13 protein-coding genes and 2 pseudogenes are annotated in these 14,155 nt (G+C 44.2%); 11 read left to right on the top strand and 4 right to left on the bottom strand.

Annotated elements, in window-relative coordinates; genetic code table 11:
- The first annotated feature begins 40 nt into the window (after window positions 1-40).
- Both V7K89_RS13545 and V7K89_RS13540 read left to right on the top strand, forming a co-directional pair.
- Entirely contained in the window at window positions 41-325 is a 285-nt protein-coding gene (locus V7K89_RS13545) for a hypothetical protein (protein ID WP_335187853.1), read from the top strand.
- On the top strand, window positions 234-674 hold the full coding sequence (locus tag V7K89_RS13540; protein ID WP_335187851.1) for an FAD-dependent monooxygenase: 441 nt from the start codon (window positions 234-236) through the stop codon (window positions 672-674). The genes V7K89_RS13545 and V7K89_RS13540 overlap by 92 nt, the downstream gene beginning before the upstream one ends.
- Here V7K89_RS13540 and V7K89_RS35880 read toward each other — a convergent pair.
- Window positions 606-1,035, bottom strand: a pseudogene (locus V7K89_RS35880) (hypothetical protein); the annotation flags it as partial. The gene V7K89_RS13540 and the pseudogene V7K89_RS35880 overlap by 69 nt on opposite strands.
- Before the next feature lie 186 nt (window positions 1,036-1,221).
- On the opposite strand from V7K89_RS35880, the gene V7K89_RS13535 reads away from it, so the two are divergent.
- On the top strand, window positions 1,222-2,274 hold the full coding sequence (locus V7K89_RS13535) for an aromatic ring-hydroxylating dioxygenase subunit alpha (RefSeq protein ID WP_335187849.1): 1,053 nt from the start codon (window positions 1,222-1,224) through the stop codon (window positions 2,272-2,274).
- Window positions 2,275-2,313: 39 nt separating this feature from the next.
- On the opposite strand, the gene V7K89_RS13530 is transcribed toward V7K89_RS13535, so the two are convergent.
- Window positions 2,314-2,499, bottom strand: a complete 186-nt coding sequence (locus V7K89_RS13530; RefSeq protein ID WP_335187847.1) for a hypothetical protein — start codon at window positions 2,497-2,499, stop codon at window positions 2,314-2,316.
- A 314-nt stretch (window positions 2,500-2,813) separates the two neighbouring features.
- Here V7K89_RS13530 and V7K89_RS13525 point away from each other — a divergent pair, with 314 nt between their 5' ends.
- Genes V7K89_RS13525 through V7K89_RS13515 form a run of 3 tightly spaced genes read left to right on the top strand, consistent with a single transcriptional unit; the run spans window position 2,814 to window position 6,627 of the window.
- Complete coding sequence (locus V7K89_RS13525) at window positions 2,814-3,527, top strand: 2Fe-2S iron-sulfur cluster-binding protein (RefSeq protein ID WP_335187845.1); 714 nt, start codon at window positions 2,814-2,816, stop codon at window positions 3,525-3,527.
- The gene (locus V7K89_RS13520; protein ID WP_335187843.1) at window positions 3,524-4,519 is read left to right on the top strand and encodes an FAD binding domain-containing protein; all 996 of its coding nucleotides are present in this window, start codon (window positions 3,524-3,526) and stop codon (window positions 4,517-4,519) included. The genes V7K89_RS13525 and V7K89_RS13520 overlap by 4 nt, the downstream gene beginning before the upstream one ends.
- Window positions 4,516-6,627: a xanthine dehydrogenase family protein molybdopterin-binding subunit gene (locus V7K89_RS13515; RefSeq protein WP_335187841.1), complete on the top strand. Its 2,112-nt coding sequence runs from the start codon at window positions 4,516-4,518 to the stop codon at window positions 6,625-6,627. The genes V7K89_RS13520 and V7K89_RS13515 overlap by 4 nt, the downstream gene beginning before the upstream one ends.
- A gap of 35 nt (window positions 6,628-6,662) precedes the next feature.
- Here V7K89_RS13515 and V7K89_RS13510 read toward each other — a convergent pair whose 3' ends face one another.
- Together V7K89_RS13510 and V7K89_RS13505 are read right to left on the bottom strand one after the other, a co-directional pair.
- On the bottom strand, window positions 6,663-7,340 hold the full coding sequence (locus V7K89_RS13510) for an SDR family oxidoreductase (protein ID WP_335187839.1): 678 nt from the start codon (window positions 7,338-7,340) through the stop codon (window positions 6,663-6,665).
- An 11-nt stretch (window positions 7,341-7,351) separates the two neighbouring features.
- A complete protein-coding gene (locus V7K89_RS13505) occupies window positions 7,352-8,332 on the bottom strand; it encodes an alpha/beta hydrolase family protein (RefSeq protein WP_335187837.1) in 981 nt (326 codons plus the stop codon).
- Between the two features lie 425 nt (window positions 8,333-8,757).
- Between V7K89_RS13505 and V7K89_RS13500 the strand changes: the two genes are divergently transcribed.
- The 5 genes and pseudogenes from V7K89_RS13500 (at window position 8,758) to V7K89_RS13475 (ending at window position 14,070) form a co-directional block, all read left to right on the top strand.
- On the top strand, window positions 8,758-9,150 hold the full coding sequence (locus V7K89_RS13500) for a hypothetical protein (RefSeq protein ID WP_335187835.1): 393 nt from the start codon (window positions 8,758-8,760) through the stop codon (window positions 9,148-9,150).
- A 405-nt stretch (window positions 9,151-9,555) separates the two neighbouring features.
- On the top strand, window positions 9,556-11,325 hold the full coding sequence (locus V7K89_RS13495; RefSeq protein WP_335187833.1) for a WD40 repeat domain-containing protein: 1,770 nt from the start codon (window positions 9,556-9,558) through the stop codon (window positions 11,323-11,325).
- A gap of 148 nt (window positions 11,326-11,473) precedes the next feature.
- Window positions 11,474-11,659, top strand: a complete 186-nt coding sequence (locus V7K89_RS13490; RefSeq protein ID WP_335187831.1) for a hypothetical protein — start codon at window positions 11,474-11,476, stop codon at window positions 11,657-11,659.
- 362 nt (window positions 11,660-12,021) lie between these two features.
- Window positions 12,022-13,032, top strand: a pseudogene (locus V7K89_RS35875) (hypothetical protein).
- Between the two features lie 15 nt (window positions 13,033-13,047).
- Complete coding sequence (locus V7K89_RS13475) at window positions 13,048-14,070, top strand: NACHT domain-containing protein (RefSeq protein ID WP_335187826.1); 1,023 nt, start codon at window positions 13,048-13,050, stop codon at window positions 14,068-14,070.
- Window positions 14,071-14,155: the final 85 nt, after the last annotated feature.

The raw sequence follows: 14,155 nt of genomic DNA, 5'->3' as shown, positions 1-14,155 counted from the left end.
GATCACAGGAGTAAGGTTTCATTCTACAGGCACTTAGACGTTGATATACTCCATCATCCCATACTGTATTGCACTCAAGCAGGAACTGCTATATGCTTTTGCAAATACATCTGCGGGTGGCACGGACGAAGCAGCAGGCGGTGCATTGAATATATTGCGATCGCGCTTTTCTTCCTATGCCAACCCAGTGCCAGCGATTCTTGAAGCGCTGACTAACCAACCCATTTACCGAGATGATATCTACAGATCGAGAACCGTTGGGACAAACTTGGGGACGCGGACGAGTCACCCTGATTGGCGATGCCGCCCATCCTGTGCAGTTTAGCGTCGGACAAGGTGGCTGTATGGCAATTGAAGATGCTTTTGAACTGGTTAAACGGCTTGCCCCAAAGGTAGAAGCAGAGACGATTCCATCCTTGCTGCGCCACTTTGAGGCAAGTCGCCATAATCGCACTACTCGTGTCTTCACCACTGCTCGCCAAGTTAGTCGGCTTGGGCAGGTAGAGAATGCAATCGCCTGTTTCGCACGAAACCGGGTCTATAAATTAACCCCTACTTGGTTTGCAGACTTGCAATTCAAATGGCTGTTCGATTATCGTCATCATATAACAAACGTCTATCGGTGTAGAATCAATAAAACTAATCCCTGTAATTTCTCCTGTACGTGTATGTAAAAAACAACATAACAACATTAAACACCAAGGCATAAGTTTCACAAACCTTGTGTAGCTGACTAAGTTAGGAAAAGCTCCACGCCAGATTTGTAGCACATGCAATGTGTAGAACTCTTTGAAAGTCTTATAACCACTACCATGAAACGCGTTCGCCCTTGGTGTTGGCGTTCGCGTAGCGTCTCGTAGAGAAGCCATCGCTATTGTCATTATTTATGATAAATGCATCCAATTAGCTGCGGCGTTCTCCCTTTGTGGATGGTAACTGTGATACTTGCTGTCACAAGCTTTCCCGTTGATTGCAGAAATCATCTACGTCACAGAAAATTTGTGTGATGTCAAGGCGAGATACAATGGTGGACATAGCCGAGACCTGGTTTTTTTTAATATTTTTAGTCTCGGCGTTTTTTTGTGACTTTTTTGACTATTTTCAATCAATCTTAGCGTAGGCGAAGCCCGCCGCAAACATCGCTTTTTACTGCCCAGTTTCTTGCGCTTTATATCTAACAAGCTTTTTGGCTTTTTCTAACCGTCGAACTCACGTTAAGTTATGAAAAATAACGATAATTTTGTATTACGTAATACTTGGTACTATGCTTTGCCCAGCAATCAAATTAAGCCAGGTATGATGATCAGCCGCATTTTCTTAGGAGAACCGGTGCTGTTAGTTCGTAGCCAGGATGGCAAAGTGTCTGCAATGACGGACATTTGTCCTCATCGTGGTGTGCCCTTGAGTTGTGGGAGATTCAATGGGGAGGAAGTTGAATGCTGTTATCACGGTTGGCGCTTTAACTCTGCTGGGCGCTGTACTGCGATACCTTCTCTTGTAGAGGAGCAGCAAATGGATTTGAGTCGCTTTGATGTGCAGTCATATAGTGTTCGCGAAGCCCAAGGAAATATCTGGATATATATGCTTGATCGCGATAACCCTCAACCTGCTTCTGAGATGGAGATTCCGGTAATTCCAGGGTTTGATGAGCGATCGCACCAGTTTGTAGAGGTGGTAAAATTCCCTTGTTTTATAGATCATGCAGTAGTCGGTCTGATGGACCCTGCCCATTCACCTTATGTTCATCGCGCTTGGTGGTGGCGAAATGAGCAATTGCATGAGGAAGTAAAGCAATTCGATGCTTCTCCCTACGGCTTTACGATGCCACGACACCGAGTACCAGCGAATGGGGGTCGATTATACTGGCTGATTGGCGGTGGTGTACCGGAAACGGAAATTTCTTTTCGTTTACCTGGAGTCAGAATTGAAGAAACCACTATTAATAATAATCGAGTCGTTAATTTAACAGCAGTTACACCGATTTCAGACACAGAAACAGAGGTAACTTTTGCTCTTTACTGGACACTCCCTTGGCTGGGATTTTTTAAGCCACTGATGCATGTGCTGACGCGGACTTTCCTTGGCCAAGACCGAACGGTAGTGGAAAAGCAACAGATTGGTTTGAAATATAATCCTGTGCTGCGGCTGATTAAAGACTCAGATATGCAGGCGCTGTGGTATTACCAGTTAAAGCGGGAGTATGTTCGTTCTGTGGCCGAAAGACGAGAATTTGTCAATCCTGTTAAGAGTCAAATACTCCAGTGGCGTGCTTAAAAATTGAGATTTACAGCGTTGCTCTCTTTGCGGGATGATTTAGCAACTAAGGCTCATCTCTCCCCCTGCCTCAAGAGCTTGCCCAAATTCATCCCACTGTTCTGCAACGCCAAATTTATAGCCGTAGTCACACAGGTTAGGACATAAGGATGGGGTGAATGCTAGAGTTAGCAATAGTTTTACCTCCTGCCTCCTACTATACTTCTCTTGCCACGTCGTAGACATCGCCTAAAAACCAAAACTGAGAATTTAGCCTCAAATAGACATTTGAACCTAATACAAAATATTTCGTTTTGTTAAGAAATACTCAGTGAACTATTACTTTAGTCAATAAAGGTGGGACAAACAGCAATATTACGCGAAATCCACGACTGAGAAGATGATCCAGCTATTTGAGGAAGCGTACTTTGTCTGATTTTTTCGTTATTTACCCAGACTCTTACCTGCACTCAACCTTAATTTTGTACACAATACTAAATAGCTATGCATATCCCTAAGTTCTCAGAATTACCGGATTATTCAATCTAGAAGTACGAATTATGGAACACAAAAAAACGGCAGAAATAACATCCCAACCCGGTTTTTTGGGACAGGCACTGACTGCTGCCGGAACGGCTATAGCTGCTCCTTCATTACTCAATCAGGCAACTATAGCAAAGGAAGCTAGCCAAAGTAACCCAGATGAGATAAACGTGAAACTTACTGTTAACGGTGAACAGCAAACCCTCGACCTTGAGCCGCGTGTCACACTCTTAGATGCCCTGCGCGATCGCTTGGGGCTAGTGGGCAGCAAAAAGGGATGTGATCACGGACAGTGTGGGGCCTGTACTGTTCTGATTGATGGTGAGCGAGTTTATTCCTGCCTAGCTCTGGCAGTGATGCAGGAAGACAAGGCGATCGTCACCATTGAAGGGCTGGCGAAGGGCGATACTCTCCATCCAGTGCAGGCAGCATTCATTGATAACGATGGCTTCCAGTGCGGCTATTGTACCCCAGGACAGATTTGTGCTTCTGTTGCCTTACTTGATGAAGTTAAACGCGGCTGTGCTAGCGTTGTCACCCCAGATTTGACTCGTCCCCCACAGTTGACTGAACTCTCTGAAGCTGAAATTCAGGAGCGACTGAGTGGTAATCTCTGTCGATGTAGCGCTTACAACGGCATTGTGGCAGCAGTCCAACAGGTAACGGGACAAAAACCGCCTTCTCCTGCGGCAGCTGTGATGGTCAATGAACCCCAGGAGATGCTCAGATGAACAACTTCACTTACACCCGTGCCACTTCTGTGAAAGATGCGGTTGAACGGGTAACGAATGACCAAAATGCGATATTAATTGCAGGCGGTACGAATTTGGTTGACCGTCTCAAAGTCTTCCTAGATGAACCATCGCAACTTATCGACATCTCTCGATTAGAGATGAAGCGCATTGAACGCACAAGTGAGGGTGGTCTAAGTCTTGGAGCGCTGGTAACTAACACAGCAGTGGCAGACCATCCTGATGTTCGCCGCGATTATCCAATACTATCCCGGGCGATTCTTTCTGGTGCGTCTCAGCAAATCCGCAATATGGCAACCGTAGGGGGCAACCTACTGCAACGCACTCGCTGTCCTTATTACTACGATACCGCCTTCCCTTGCAACAAACGGCAACCGGGAAGCGGCTGTCCGGCAGCAACGGGCATCAACCGGATGCACGCCATCCTTGGGGCGAGTGACCAATGCGTGGCAGTTCAACCCTCAGATATGTGTGTCCCTCTTGCGGCTCTGGATGCTGCTGTTGTTGTGGAAGGCCCCAAGGGTAAGCGGCAAATACCATTGACAGACTTTCACCGACTACCAGGGAACACACCCCAGCGAGATACAAACTTAGAGCCAGGTGAGTTGATTACCTCTGTGGTTCTGCCCCCAGTGCCGTTTGCCAAATCAGGGGTTTACCTAAAGTTACGCGATCGCACTTCCTATGCCTTTGCATTAGTCTCTGTGGCAGCTGCGATTGACTTAGCGGGTGAGCAGATTCAGAATGTGCGCTTGGCAATGGGTGGCGTAGCCCATAAACCTTGGCGCTCAAAGGAAGCAGAAAAGTTTTTGATTGGTAAGAGTGCCAATACTGCAACGTTTCAACAGGCGGCAGAAATTGCACTTCAAGAAGCTAAACCATTAACTTATAACAGTTTCAAAGTTGACTTGGCAAAGCGGGCAATTCGTCGCGCACTCGCGGTATCAGCCAAAGGAGGAGGCGTAGTATGAACAAAGTAATTGGGACTGCCGTTAACCGCAAGGATGGACGGGCAAAGGTTACGGGCACGGCAACCTACGCCGCAGAACATGAAATTCCAGGTCTGGTTCACGGTTATCTTGTCACCGCCAGCATTGCCAATGGGCAAATTAAAAGCATCGACACCAGGGCGGCAGAAAAGGCAATAGGTGTCATAGATGTTTTCACGCATAAAAACTCGCCGAAAGTGTTTACGCCAACCAACGACTTTATGACCTCGAAAATCTACGAGGCTCGTCTGCCGTTGTCGGATGACAAAATTCACTATGCAGGACAAATTATCGGTTTGGTAGTGGCAGACACCTTCGAGCGGGCGCGTGATGCAGCGCATTTGGTAAAGGTGGAATACACAAGCCAAAAGCCAGTCGTGGAAGCTGCACTCGCCACCTTCAAGGAGGCACCACCGCAGATGGGTGAGGAGCTAAAGTTTGAAAAAGGGAATTTTGCGGCAGGGATGGCGAGTGCAACAACAAAACTTACAGCTACCTACAAGACAGCCATCGAACTGCACGCGGCGATGGAACCCCATGCGATCATTGCTCACTGGCAAGATGCATCACTCACTGTTTACGAACCGTCTCAGGCGGTGTTGGCAACTCAGCGCACCTATGCAGAACTCTTTGGAGTGCCAACTGAACAGGTTCGTGTTGTCACACCCTTCCTGGGTGGAGCTTTCGGCTCTAAAGCCTTTCCCTGGCCCCACGGTATTCTTTGTGCTGCGGCTGCCCGTGAACTTCAACGTCCTCTGAGAGTCGTCCTCAGCCGACGGCAAATGACAGCGAACGCCGGACACCGCTCTGAAACCGAGCAAACTATGCGTTTGGGAGCAACTGCTGATGGTAGTTTAACTGCGATCGCCCATGAGGTTAAATCCTGTACCTCACCAGTGGATGTATTTACAGAACCGTGTACCTCGGTCACGCCAGTTATGTACACAGCGCCGAATTTGCAACTGAAGCAGGAACTAGCGGTGCTGAACATGGGTACACCAACATTCATGCGCGCGCCAGGAGAGAATCCTGGGATGTGGGCGATGGAGTCAGCGATGGACGAGCTGGCCTGGATGCTAAAGATTGACCCGGTAGAACTGCGCCTAAAAAACCAAACTAAAGAACACCAGCGCCAAGGCCAGCCATTCTCAGCCAAACATTTTGCTGACTGTTTGCTCTTGGGTGCGGAGCAATTTGGCTGGAAAGACAGACCAAAACAGCCCCGTTCTTTGACACGCGATGGCAAACTCGTTGGTTGGGGGATGGCGGCAGCAACCTACCCTGGCAGGCGAGGTGCAGCATCAGTCAAGGTACGGCTGCTACAAGATGGTACTGCCCATGTTCTCACCGCCGGCAATGACATGGGCACTGGTGCATATACCGTTGTTGCAGCCACAGCAGCAGACGCATTGGGGCTACCCGTTGAACAGATACACGTAGAGTTGGGCGACTCCTTGCTACCAGATGGAGGCATGGCGGGTGGTTCCATGATGACAGCATCTCTGGTTCCGGCGGTCATGTCAGCTTGTGAGCAAGTTCTGAAAACAGCTAATGCTAAGACTGCACAGGAGGCGTTTGCAACTCTGAGTCAGTCCGGCCAGGCAGCAATTGAGGCCACAGCATCCTCTGCTCCTGGTGATGAAACCAAGAAATGGGCGTTCCAATCTTGGGGCGCACATTTTTGCGAAGTCAGTGTGGATGAAGAAATCGGACGTTTGCGGGTGACGCGCTGGGTGTCAGTGATGGATATCGGGCGAATCATCAACTCTAAAACAGTAGCCAGTCAAGTACGTGGTGGCGTGATCATGGGTATTGGGCAAGCCTTAATGGAGGATTGCCAAGTCGATCCAAACATTGGCTACCCCGTGGTTTATGACCTTGCTACCTATCACTTCCCAGCCCATGCAGATATTCCTCGCATTCAGGTGGCCTTCGTTGGCAAACCTGATTTCAACTTCAACCCAGCAGGTGTAAGAGGTGTAGGCGAAATTGGGATCACAGGTGTTTCAGCTGCGATCGCCAATGCAGTTTACCATGCCACAGGTAAGCGCATCCGTGATTTACCGATTACACCTGACAAGTTGATCTAAAAGGCATTGGGCATTGAAAAGAGGCTCCAGGGGCACTAATCCAAACTAAATTCTGTAAATTCTCTTTGCCCAAACAGCATGTTTTGGTCTACCGCTGACAAAATTTTATTATTGGCGCGATCGCTATTTAAACTGCGACCAACCAACTGCGCGACATCTGCACGATTGATACTACCAATAATCTGCGGATCTTCAGTTAAAACGCCATTACCCGTTCCTGGTTCTGACTTTAGTCCACCAGGACGGATGATTGTATAAGTGAGTCCACTGGCAATTAAGTGTTGTTCAGCTTTGTCTTTCTCAGCTAAAACTTTTCCCAGAACCTCTAAAACTTGGGGTGAGGCAGCAACAACACTATTGCCAGCACCTATGGAAGATACAAGAATAAACTTTTGTACTCCAGCTTTAACTGCTGCATCGATCAGATTTCTATTACCAGGGTAATCCGGCCTTTCTACATCTGAAGGTAAACCGCCAATTGTACTGATAACGGTGTGAATAGGTGCATCTGTTACCATTGCGCGTTCTACATCGCCAAGATTCAAGGCATCTCCCTGAACTACTTCAATACCCATTGCTTCTAGTTCAGTAGCAACTGCTGCTGTTCTCAGGAGTGCTTTGACCTTTAGCTGTTGCGCTGTAAGATATTGAGCAATTTCTCGACCAACACCGCGACTTGCACCAGCCAGAAAAATATAAGATGCACTTGTCATAACAAACTTAACTACTTACGCTCAAAGGATTTTATCAGAGGATTGGCAGTATTTAATAATTGCTCAAGCAACTGAGATGCTTCTGGTTGGTGACGAACATAAGTGTCAATAAACAGACTAATAATTTCACTCATCAGCAAACGCAAGTTTTCTTGGGATTGAGTAGCTTCTAAGTCGAGAGAGGATCTAACTATAGTGGAGTCTGGCTCATCAACTATCGAAAAGTGATTTGCTCCTTCTAAAATTACCAGATAGGTGTCATTTCGTCCCCCAGTAATTGCTTCTTGAAATGTACGGATGACTGGGGTAGTAGCATCCCCAGGACTTAAACCATAGAGTTCGCTACTCTTAACCATGAATCCATCACGGGTTCCTCCCATCAGTAGCATTGGTAGAGAATCTGGTAAAGCCAAGATAGTTCCTGGTTCATACCCGATTCTTAAAAGTCCTCTGTTAGTTGCGCCATAAGAAAAAGATGCAGCAACTCCAGGGAAAAACCGAGGGTCAGCATTTTGGATAGATACCATACCACCCGCAGAGTGTCCACCGAGAATGATTCGTTGTAAATCCAGCATTCCTGCTAAAACTCCCTGATTTTGTAACTGTTCGAGTTTAGCTAGGAGTGCTGGCAAAGCCGAAGCTGTGGGAGCAGTACGATAAATTGTGGGTTTCATCTTTTCAAAATCAACCCCAGGTGTGAGGCTAATTACGCCTGGTAGATTTTCGGTAATCCAATTAAACAGAACCACTATCAATCCGCGTTCAGCGAGTTTAACCGCCAGCCATTGGTATTGTTGAGCATCACAGTTCAAGCCGTTGAATAAAATCACTACTGGAAAAGGTGCGTTTTCTGGATTAGCTGGCTCAATTTTGGTACTTTTTTCTAGCTTATCCGGTATCTGTGCTGGATAGAGAATTTTCAGGTGAATGGTATCGTAAGGTGACTGGACACCCTCAACTTTGGAAGCTTCAAAAAAAGCACGAACTGTCATCTGTACCTTTTTGACTATGATTTCAAGAAAATCTTCCTCTAAGTCTACAACTGTTCCTTGCAAGCAAAATCTAATGATCTAAAATAACGAAGTAACTAAATAGGTCGGCAGAATAAAACCAAACTATATTAACAAAAATGAACAAGGCTAAAATCCTCTTACCTTGTGCCTCCTGCCTTATCCCAACAACAAATATTTACGCCCACCTATTTAAATAGAAAGCAGAAGGCAGCAGTAAAGACGCGATTAATCACGTCTGTATAGGAGTCATAAAAATCATTTCGCTGATTAGGATTTTATGTTGAATTATTACTTACTGGTAATTAAAAAATATTAGTAGAAGAATTATACTTAACCCAATTGTAGGAAGTATTTTAGTAAACGATTGTGCCAATCTAGCAAATAATTTTTCTTTGGATTTACTTATGGCTAAAAAATCTCAACCCAATCTAGAACAATATCAAGATGTCAGATTATCTGCCACCACAAGAATTTGGGTAATTACAGTAGCTATTCTCGGAGTTTGCGTCCCCCTGTCAGCCGTTACTAGAAGCGGTGCTATTCTTCCTTTGGTTGCTATTGGTGGTGCAGCTGTCGGTACAGTTGCTGTTTGGCGTTCTGATGAGCAATCAAAAACTAACTATTTGCAACAGCAGCAAATGGAACTGCTAGAGCAAAGATTAGCGAATTTAGAAACAATTGTTAGCAGTGATGACTTGAACTTGCAAATGAAAATTAAACAGATCGAAGCAAGAGATACTTTTGGTGACTCCTCTAATGTAAGTACTACACCCAGACAACCAAAACGCAAAGGTTAAAATTAGCCAATCTACACCATTTATGTCGATTTCAGATGAGATTTCCGATAATTATCGTTACTAGGTTATTTTATGTAGCTATTTGCTGACTTAACGTTACTATAATCTTTTAAATCCGTCTCAAATTCAACTTTCCTTGGCAACAAGAACTGTTTCTAGGGAAACAGTATCTTGTTCTCTATCTCCGTTAGAATTGACTGATATCATTTAATTCTATATACTGCAATTGCATCAGTTCATGAAATGTCTAAGTATTATCCATCTATCTCTTTCCCGGAAACATTTGTCAATGGCTGTGTTTTATTAGACTGTTAATATTACTGAATTTTTAATTAACTAAGGTTATAAACTTGAGTAATTGCATTTGTATAGCTTACCTTAGGTATGCAATAGTTTGCCGTAGGAATGCAGATGGATTGGATTAGCTTACTCAAAGCTCAACAAACTGACTTCCTTCAACGTGTGAAAAAACCTAAAACTTATGACTTGTCTTTGCTGGAAAGTCAAGTTAAAGGTTGTCACACTGAAGTTATGGTCTTTTGGGGCGAGCCATTGGCTAGACTCCAAGAACTTTCTCGCCAACAAGCAGAAGTTCTCGCCAAAAACCCGCCGCCGACACCGCCGGAATATCCTGAGCCTCCTGACTGGACGATACCTTTTCCTAAATACTTCCAACAACAAGCCCAAGATTATCTTTTACGGGAGCATCTTGTTGACAAAATAATAATTGAACGCTTGGGCAAATTAGTAAAAAAGGTATCACAAGATACCTTACAAAACATAGTTTTAGATGATGAGGGAAATTTGGGTGGCGAAAGTAAATTTCCTTATATACTCAAGGATCATCCTCAGCTAAGTGTGCAAGTTTACGTTGCTGATGGAGAAAGTTTTAATGGTATTAAGAAAGACAAAATTAGATGGTCGATTACTCAAGAAGATTTAAAAAATCACCAAGTATTAATTTTTCTATGTTTGTTTTATCCATCTACTGGTAATTTAGGTTACGAAAAACAAAGTATAATAACAGGATTTTTACCGACAAATCAACTTGAATTTAGCGAACCAAAACTGTATATCACTCCAAGTAATTTGTTGTATGCAGGAGGATTGAGTTGGTATTTAGAATCACTTATGGGCAAAAAAGACACGTCGCCAGTAATTAACTCAAGAGCGATCGCACATACAATACAGACTTTACCATCAGAACATTGTCTCAAGGATATAGTCGGTGACTGGGAATGTTGGCAGACTTTGCAAGGACACACCAGAGGCATTAATTGCCTAGCTTTCAGTTCTGGGTGTAACAATGGCAAAGCCTTACCCATATTGGCTAGCGGTAGTCGGGGAGAGACAAAACTCTGGGATTTAAGCAAGGGCGAATTAATAGAGACATTATCAGAATATCCTTGGGTAATATCTGGGCTGGTGGATGAAGTGAATTCCCTAGCTTTTAGTGCAGATGGACAGACTTTAGTGAGTTGCGGTGCAGATTCGACAATTAAGCTTTGGCACGTAGGCGCTTTAGACTTGATAGATATTTTGCACAAACATAATGGGGTAGTGCGGTGTGCTGCGTTTACCCCAGATGGCAGAATGTTAGCGACAGGCGGAGATGACAGAAAAATTCTCTTTTGGGATTTGATGCAACGTCAGGTTGCGATCGCCCTTTCTTTAGATGATACAGCTGCTCATTCCCTGGTTTTAAGTCGAGACGGCGAAACTTTAGTTACAGGTAGCTACCGCAAAATCAAAGTTTGGCGCACCTCACCCCAAACGGGAATCAAAAGTTTAAAAGATGCACAACCACTGCATACCCTCATGGGTCATTCTCACATCGTTTGTTCCTTAGCAATCAGTGCAGATGGTAAAATCCTCGTGAGTGGTAGCTGGGATCAAACGATTAAAGTTTGGCAATTGCAGACTGGAAAATTACTTCATACCCTTAAAGGGCATCGAGATAGAGTATATGCGATCGCATTAAGTCCCGATGGGCAAATTATCGCTAGCGGTAGTGCTGATAAAACTATCAAGTTATGGCATTTACAAACCGGGGAATTGTTGGGTACGTTTACAGGTCATGGAAATATAGTTACAGCATTAGCCTTCACAGCTTCCGGCGAGATGTTGGTGAGCGGGAGTTTGGATAAGACAATTAAAATTTGGCAACGCAGTTAGTAGAGACACGATTAATCGCGTCTGTTCATCCATTTTGAACTCTGTTAACGAGTGTTTGAACTGGATGAATCCACCTTTGAACTCCGTTAACGAGTGTTTGAACTGGATAAATCCACCTTTTATCTCCGTTGACGAGTATTTGAACTAGATGAATCCACCTTTTATCTCCGTTAACGAGTGTTTGAACTGGATGAATCCACCTTTGAACTCCGTTAACGAGCATTTGAACTGGATGAATCCACCTTTTATCTCCGTTAACGAGTGTTTGAACTGGATGAATCCACCTTTGAACTCCGTCAACGAGTCTTTGATACTCGTGGACAACAAAATTTAAAAACTCTCTGCGCCTCTGCGCCTCTGTGTGAAACTTAAAATGCTAACAGCGTTTCCAAGCAGCAAGTGAAATTATATACAATAGCTTATCAGTTGCCTACATTCACAGATACCGAGTTAAAACTGACAGTTAAACAAGTTTTTAGCTAGTTGACTATGAGTTAAGTAATATAGCGGTTCTTAGTTGAGTTTATTAATATAAACCTAACCCAAACCCCTTCTTTACTAGCGTTGGAGAGTTAGATTCAAAGCCTCTCTCCTTTTAGGAGAGAGGTTTGGAGAGAGGTCAAAATCTATTGCATACAAACGAAAAGCACTAAACAGGTGCATTTTTACCAAATTGATGCTGTTGGAGAATAGTCTATGGCGATGACGAAACTCTGGAAGTTTTTGCAAAACATTCAGGATTTGAACTGGGGACAAAGCGTAGAGGTAACAAAGACTGGAGCCGAAGCTGCGAAAGCCGTGCTTGATTTGGCAAAAGCAATTAAAGAGCAAAAACCCAATGTTCAAAACTTCAAACCTTATGTAGAACAGATTTCGTCACTATTAGATGTCTTTAATTCTCCTCTCGGTCAAATTACTAAGGAAGTGATTCCCTTTGCACCCGTCGCCATTACCATCCTAAAGTTCATTGTTGATGCAACCCACAAAGAGCCAAGTTTAGAAAACTGTGTGCTACTAGTTAGCCAGGCTGCTTACATAGACAGTTTTCAGGATATTCTCAAACAAGATTCGGAATTACTTCAGAAAATTGAGCAAAACCGTGAAGCGTCTAAGACTTTAGCTTTGCAAATTCAGAAATTAGGTGAGCAAGAATTTGATGCGCGGGAAGTGAAAAAAGCTATTCTCTATTTTCACGAATCTCAACTAGCAGAATCATTTAATTAGATTTTACAGCAACGCTTGCAAGAAGCCGGATTATCCGAGGCAGAAGCAAAAACCTTAACTGAACGAGTGGCGCGTCACACCGATGACAAGATGCAAGACGCATTGGTAGAAGTTGGAGAGAAAGCGGACAAACTTTGGAAGTGGTATAGTGCCGGAGGAAAAGAAAAGCTAGAGAAAAATCTGAATATTGAAGATTATTTGGAACAGGTAATTAAATCAAAGCCAGAAGAAAACATTTTTGATGAAACCCATATTACCTTTCGGGATTTGTATGTATCTTTGCAAGTCAAAGAACTGGATGCCAAAGACGATGCAAATGTTGAATTGGAAAAGTGGGTTAAGGGAATACTGAATGACCCAGATACAAGACACAAACAAGTTTTGTTTATTCAGGGCGAAGCCGGACGGGGGAAGAGTGTCTTTTGTCGGATGTTTGCCGATTGGGTGCGGCGCGAATTACATCCGAGTTTTACCCCAATTTGAATTCGGTTGCGAGATTTGCGCGTACTAAAAGATAACTTAACTGATACTTTAGAGAACTATTTACAACACCTTGATTTTGTCACTAGTGATTCCGGGTGGCTGACCGATAAAAATACGCGATTTTTATTTTTACTGGATGGGTTTGACGAGTTATTACTAGAAGGACGAGCCAGTGGCGGCTTGAAGGAATTTCTGGAACAGGTCGAACAGTTTCAAAAAGACCGCCTTTGCCATCATCAGTTTTTGATTACTGGTCGTCCCCTAGCGCTGCAAGGAATTGAGCGTCTGCTTTCACAAACCAAAAGCTTGAAGCGCGTCGAACTTCAGCCAATGGATGACTCAATTCAGCAAAAATGGCTAGAAAAATGGTCAGTTGCAGCTCAAGTTAACAAGAGTGAGTTTGAAAAGTTTTTGCAAGCTTGCCCTAATGAAGTCAAAAATAAACTAGCACGAGAACCCTTACTGCTTTATTTACTGGCACGGATGCACCGAGAGAACCGTCTCAATGTCCAAATGTTTACAGGCACAGACGCTATTAAGGCAAAAATCCGCATTTATGACGAATCAGTCAAGTGGGTACTAGAAAAACAGCGTGACAGTGAAAATCAGAATGATAACTCCCGCTTGACTGGATTAGAGAGTGAGGATTTGCGGCAATTTCTCACGGAAGCCGCTTTGTGTGTGGTGCAGTCTGGGAATGAATCAGCCAGAGTGACGATGTTAGAAGCACGGCTCAAAGACAGCAACAACCCAGCTGCAAAGTTAATTCAGGATGCCAGACAGGAGAATGCCTCCCAAAAAAATCAACAAGATAAGCTACTCAATAACCTGTTGACGGCATTTTATATTAAACCAGCCTCCGGTGATAAAGGCGGCTCAGTTGAGTTTGTTCACAAGAGTTTTAGCGAGTTTTTATTCGCGGAACGGTTACTCAAAAGCTTTGTGGATTGGATAACCAAGGTAAGCAAGCGTGACTTTATTACCACGGAGGTAATGGATAAGCAGATTTACGATTTATTCGGGTATGGGAATTTATAGCAGTCGCCATCTTAGTTAGGACGTAGAATATATAGAGAAGTGATTGATTTCTGCATTCGTATGGCAAACCCTTACAGTTATGATC

The organism is Nostoc sp. (assembly GCF_036917515.1).
In the GTDB taxonomy this organism is placed as follows: domain Bacteria; phylum Cyanobacteriota; class Cyanobacteriia; order Cyanobacteriales; family Nostocaceae; genus Nostoc.
This window is presented reverse-complemented; position numbering and strand designations above follow the sequence as displayed.

Coding starts and splice junctions, on each gene's coding strand:
- V7K89_RS13505 (WP_335187837.1), bottom strand. CDS start 8,332: ATGACAGTTCGTGCTTTTTTTGAAGCTTCCAAAGTTGAGGGTGTCCAG.
- V7K89_RS13510 (WP_335187839.1), bottom strand. CDS start 7,340: ATGACAAGTGCATCTTATATTTTTCTGGCTGGTGCAAGTCGCGGTGTT.
- V7K89_RS13530 (WP_335187847.1), bottom strand. CDS start 2,499: ATGTCTACGACGTGGCAAGAGAAGTATAGTAGGAGGCAGGAGGTAAAA.
- V7K89_RS13515 (WP_335187841.1), top strand. CDS start 4,516: ATGAACAAAGTAATTGGGACTGCCGTTAACCGCAAGGATGGACGGGCA.
- V7K89_RS13490 (WP_335187831.1), top strand. CDS start 11,474: ATGAATCCACCTTTTATCTCCGTTAACGAGTGTTTGAACTGGATGAAT.
- V7K89_RS13525 (WP_335187845.1), top strand. CDS start 2,814: ATGGAACACAAAAAAACGGCAGAAATAACATCCCAACCCGGTTTTTTG.
- V7K89_RS13540 (WP_335187851.1), top strand. CDS start 234: ATGATATCTACAGATCGAGAACCGTTGGGACAAACTTGGGGACGCGGA.
- V7K89_RS13535 (WP_335187849.1), top strand. CDS start 1,222: ATGAAAAATAACGATAATTTTGTATTACGTAATACTTGGTACTATGCT.
- V7K89_RS13520 (WP_335187843.1), top strand. CDS start 3,524: ATGAACAACTTCACTTACACCCGTGCCACTTCTGTGAAAGATGCGGTT.
- V7K89_RS13495 (WP_335187833.1), top strand. CDS start 9,556: ATGCAGATGGATTGGATTAGCTTACTCAAAGCTCAACAAACTGACTTC.
- V7K89_RS13500 (WP_335187835.1), top strand. CDS start 8,758: ATGGCTAAAAAATCTCAACCCAATCTAGAACAATATCAAGATGTCAGA.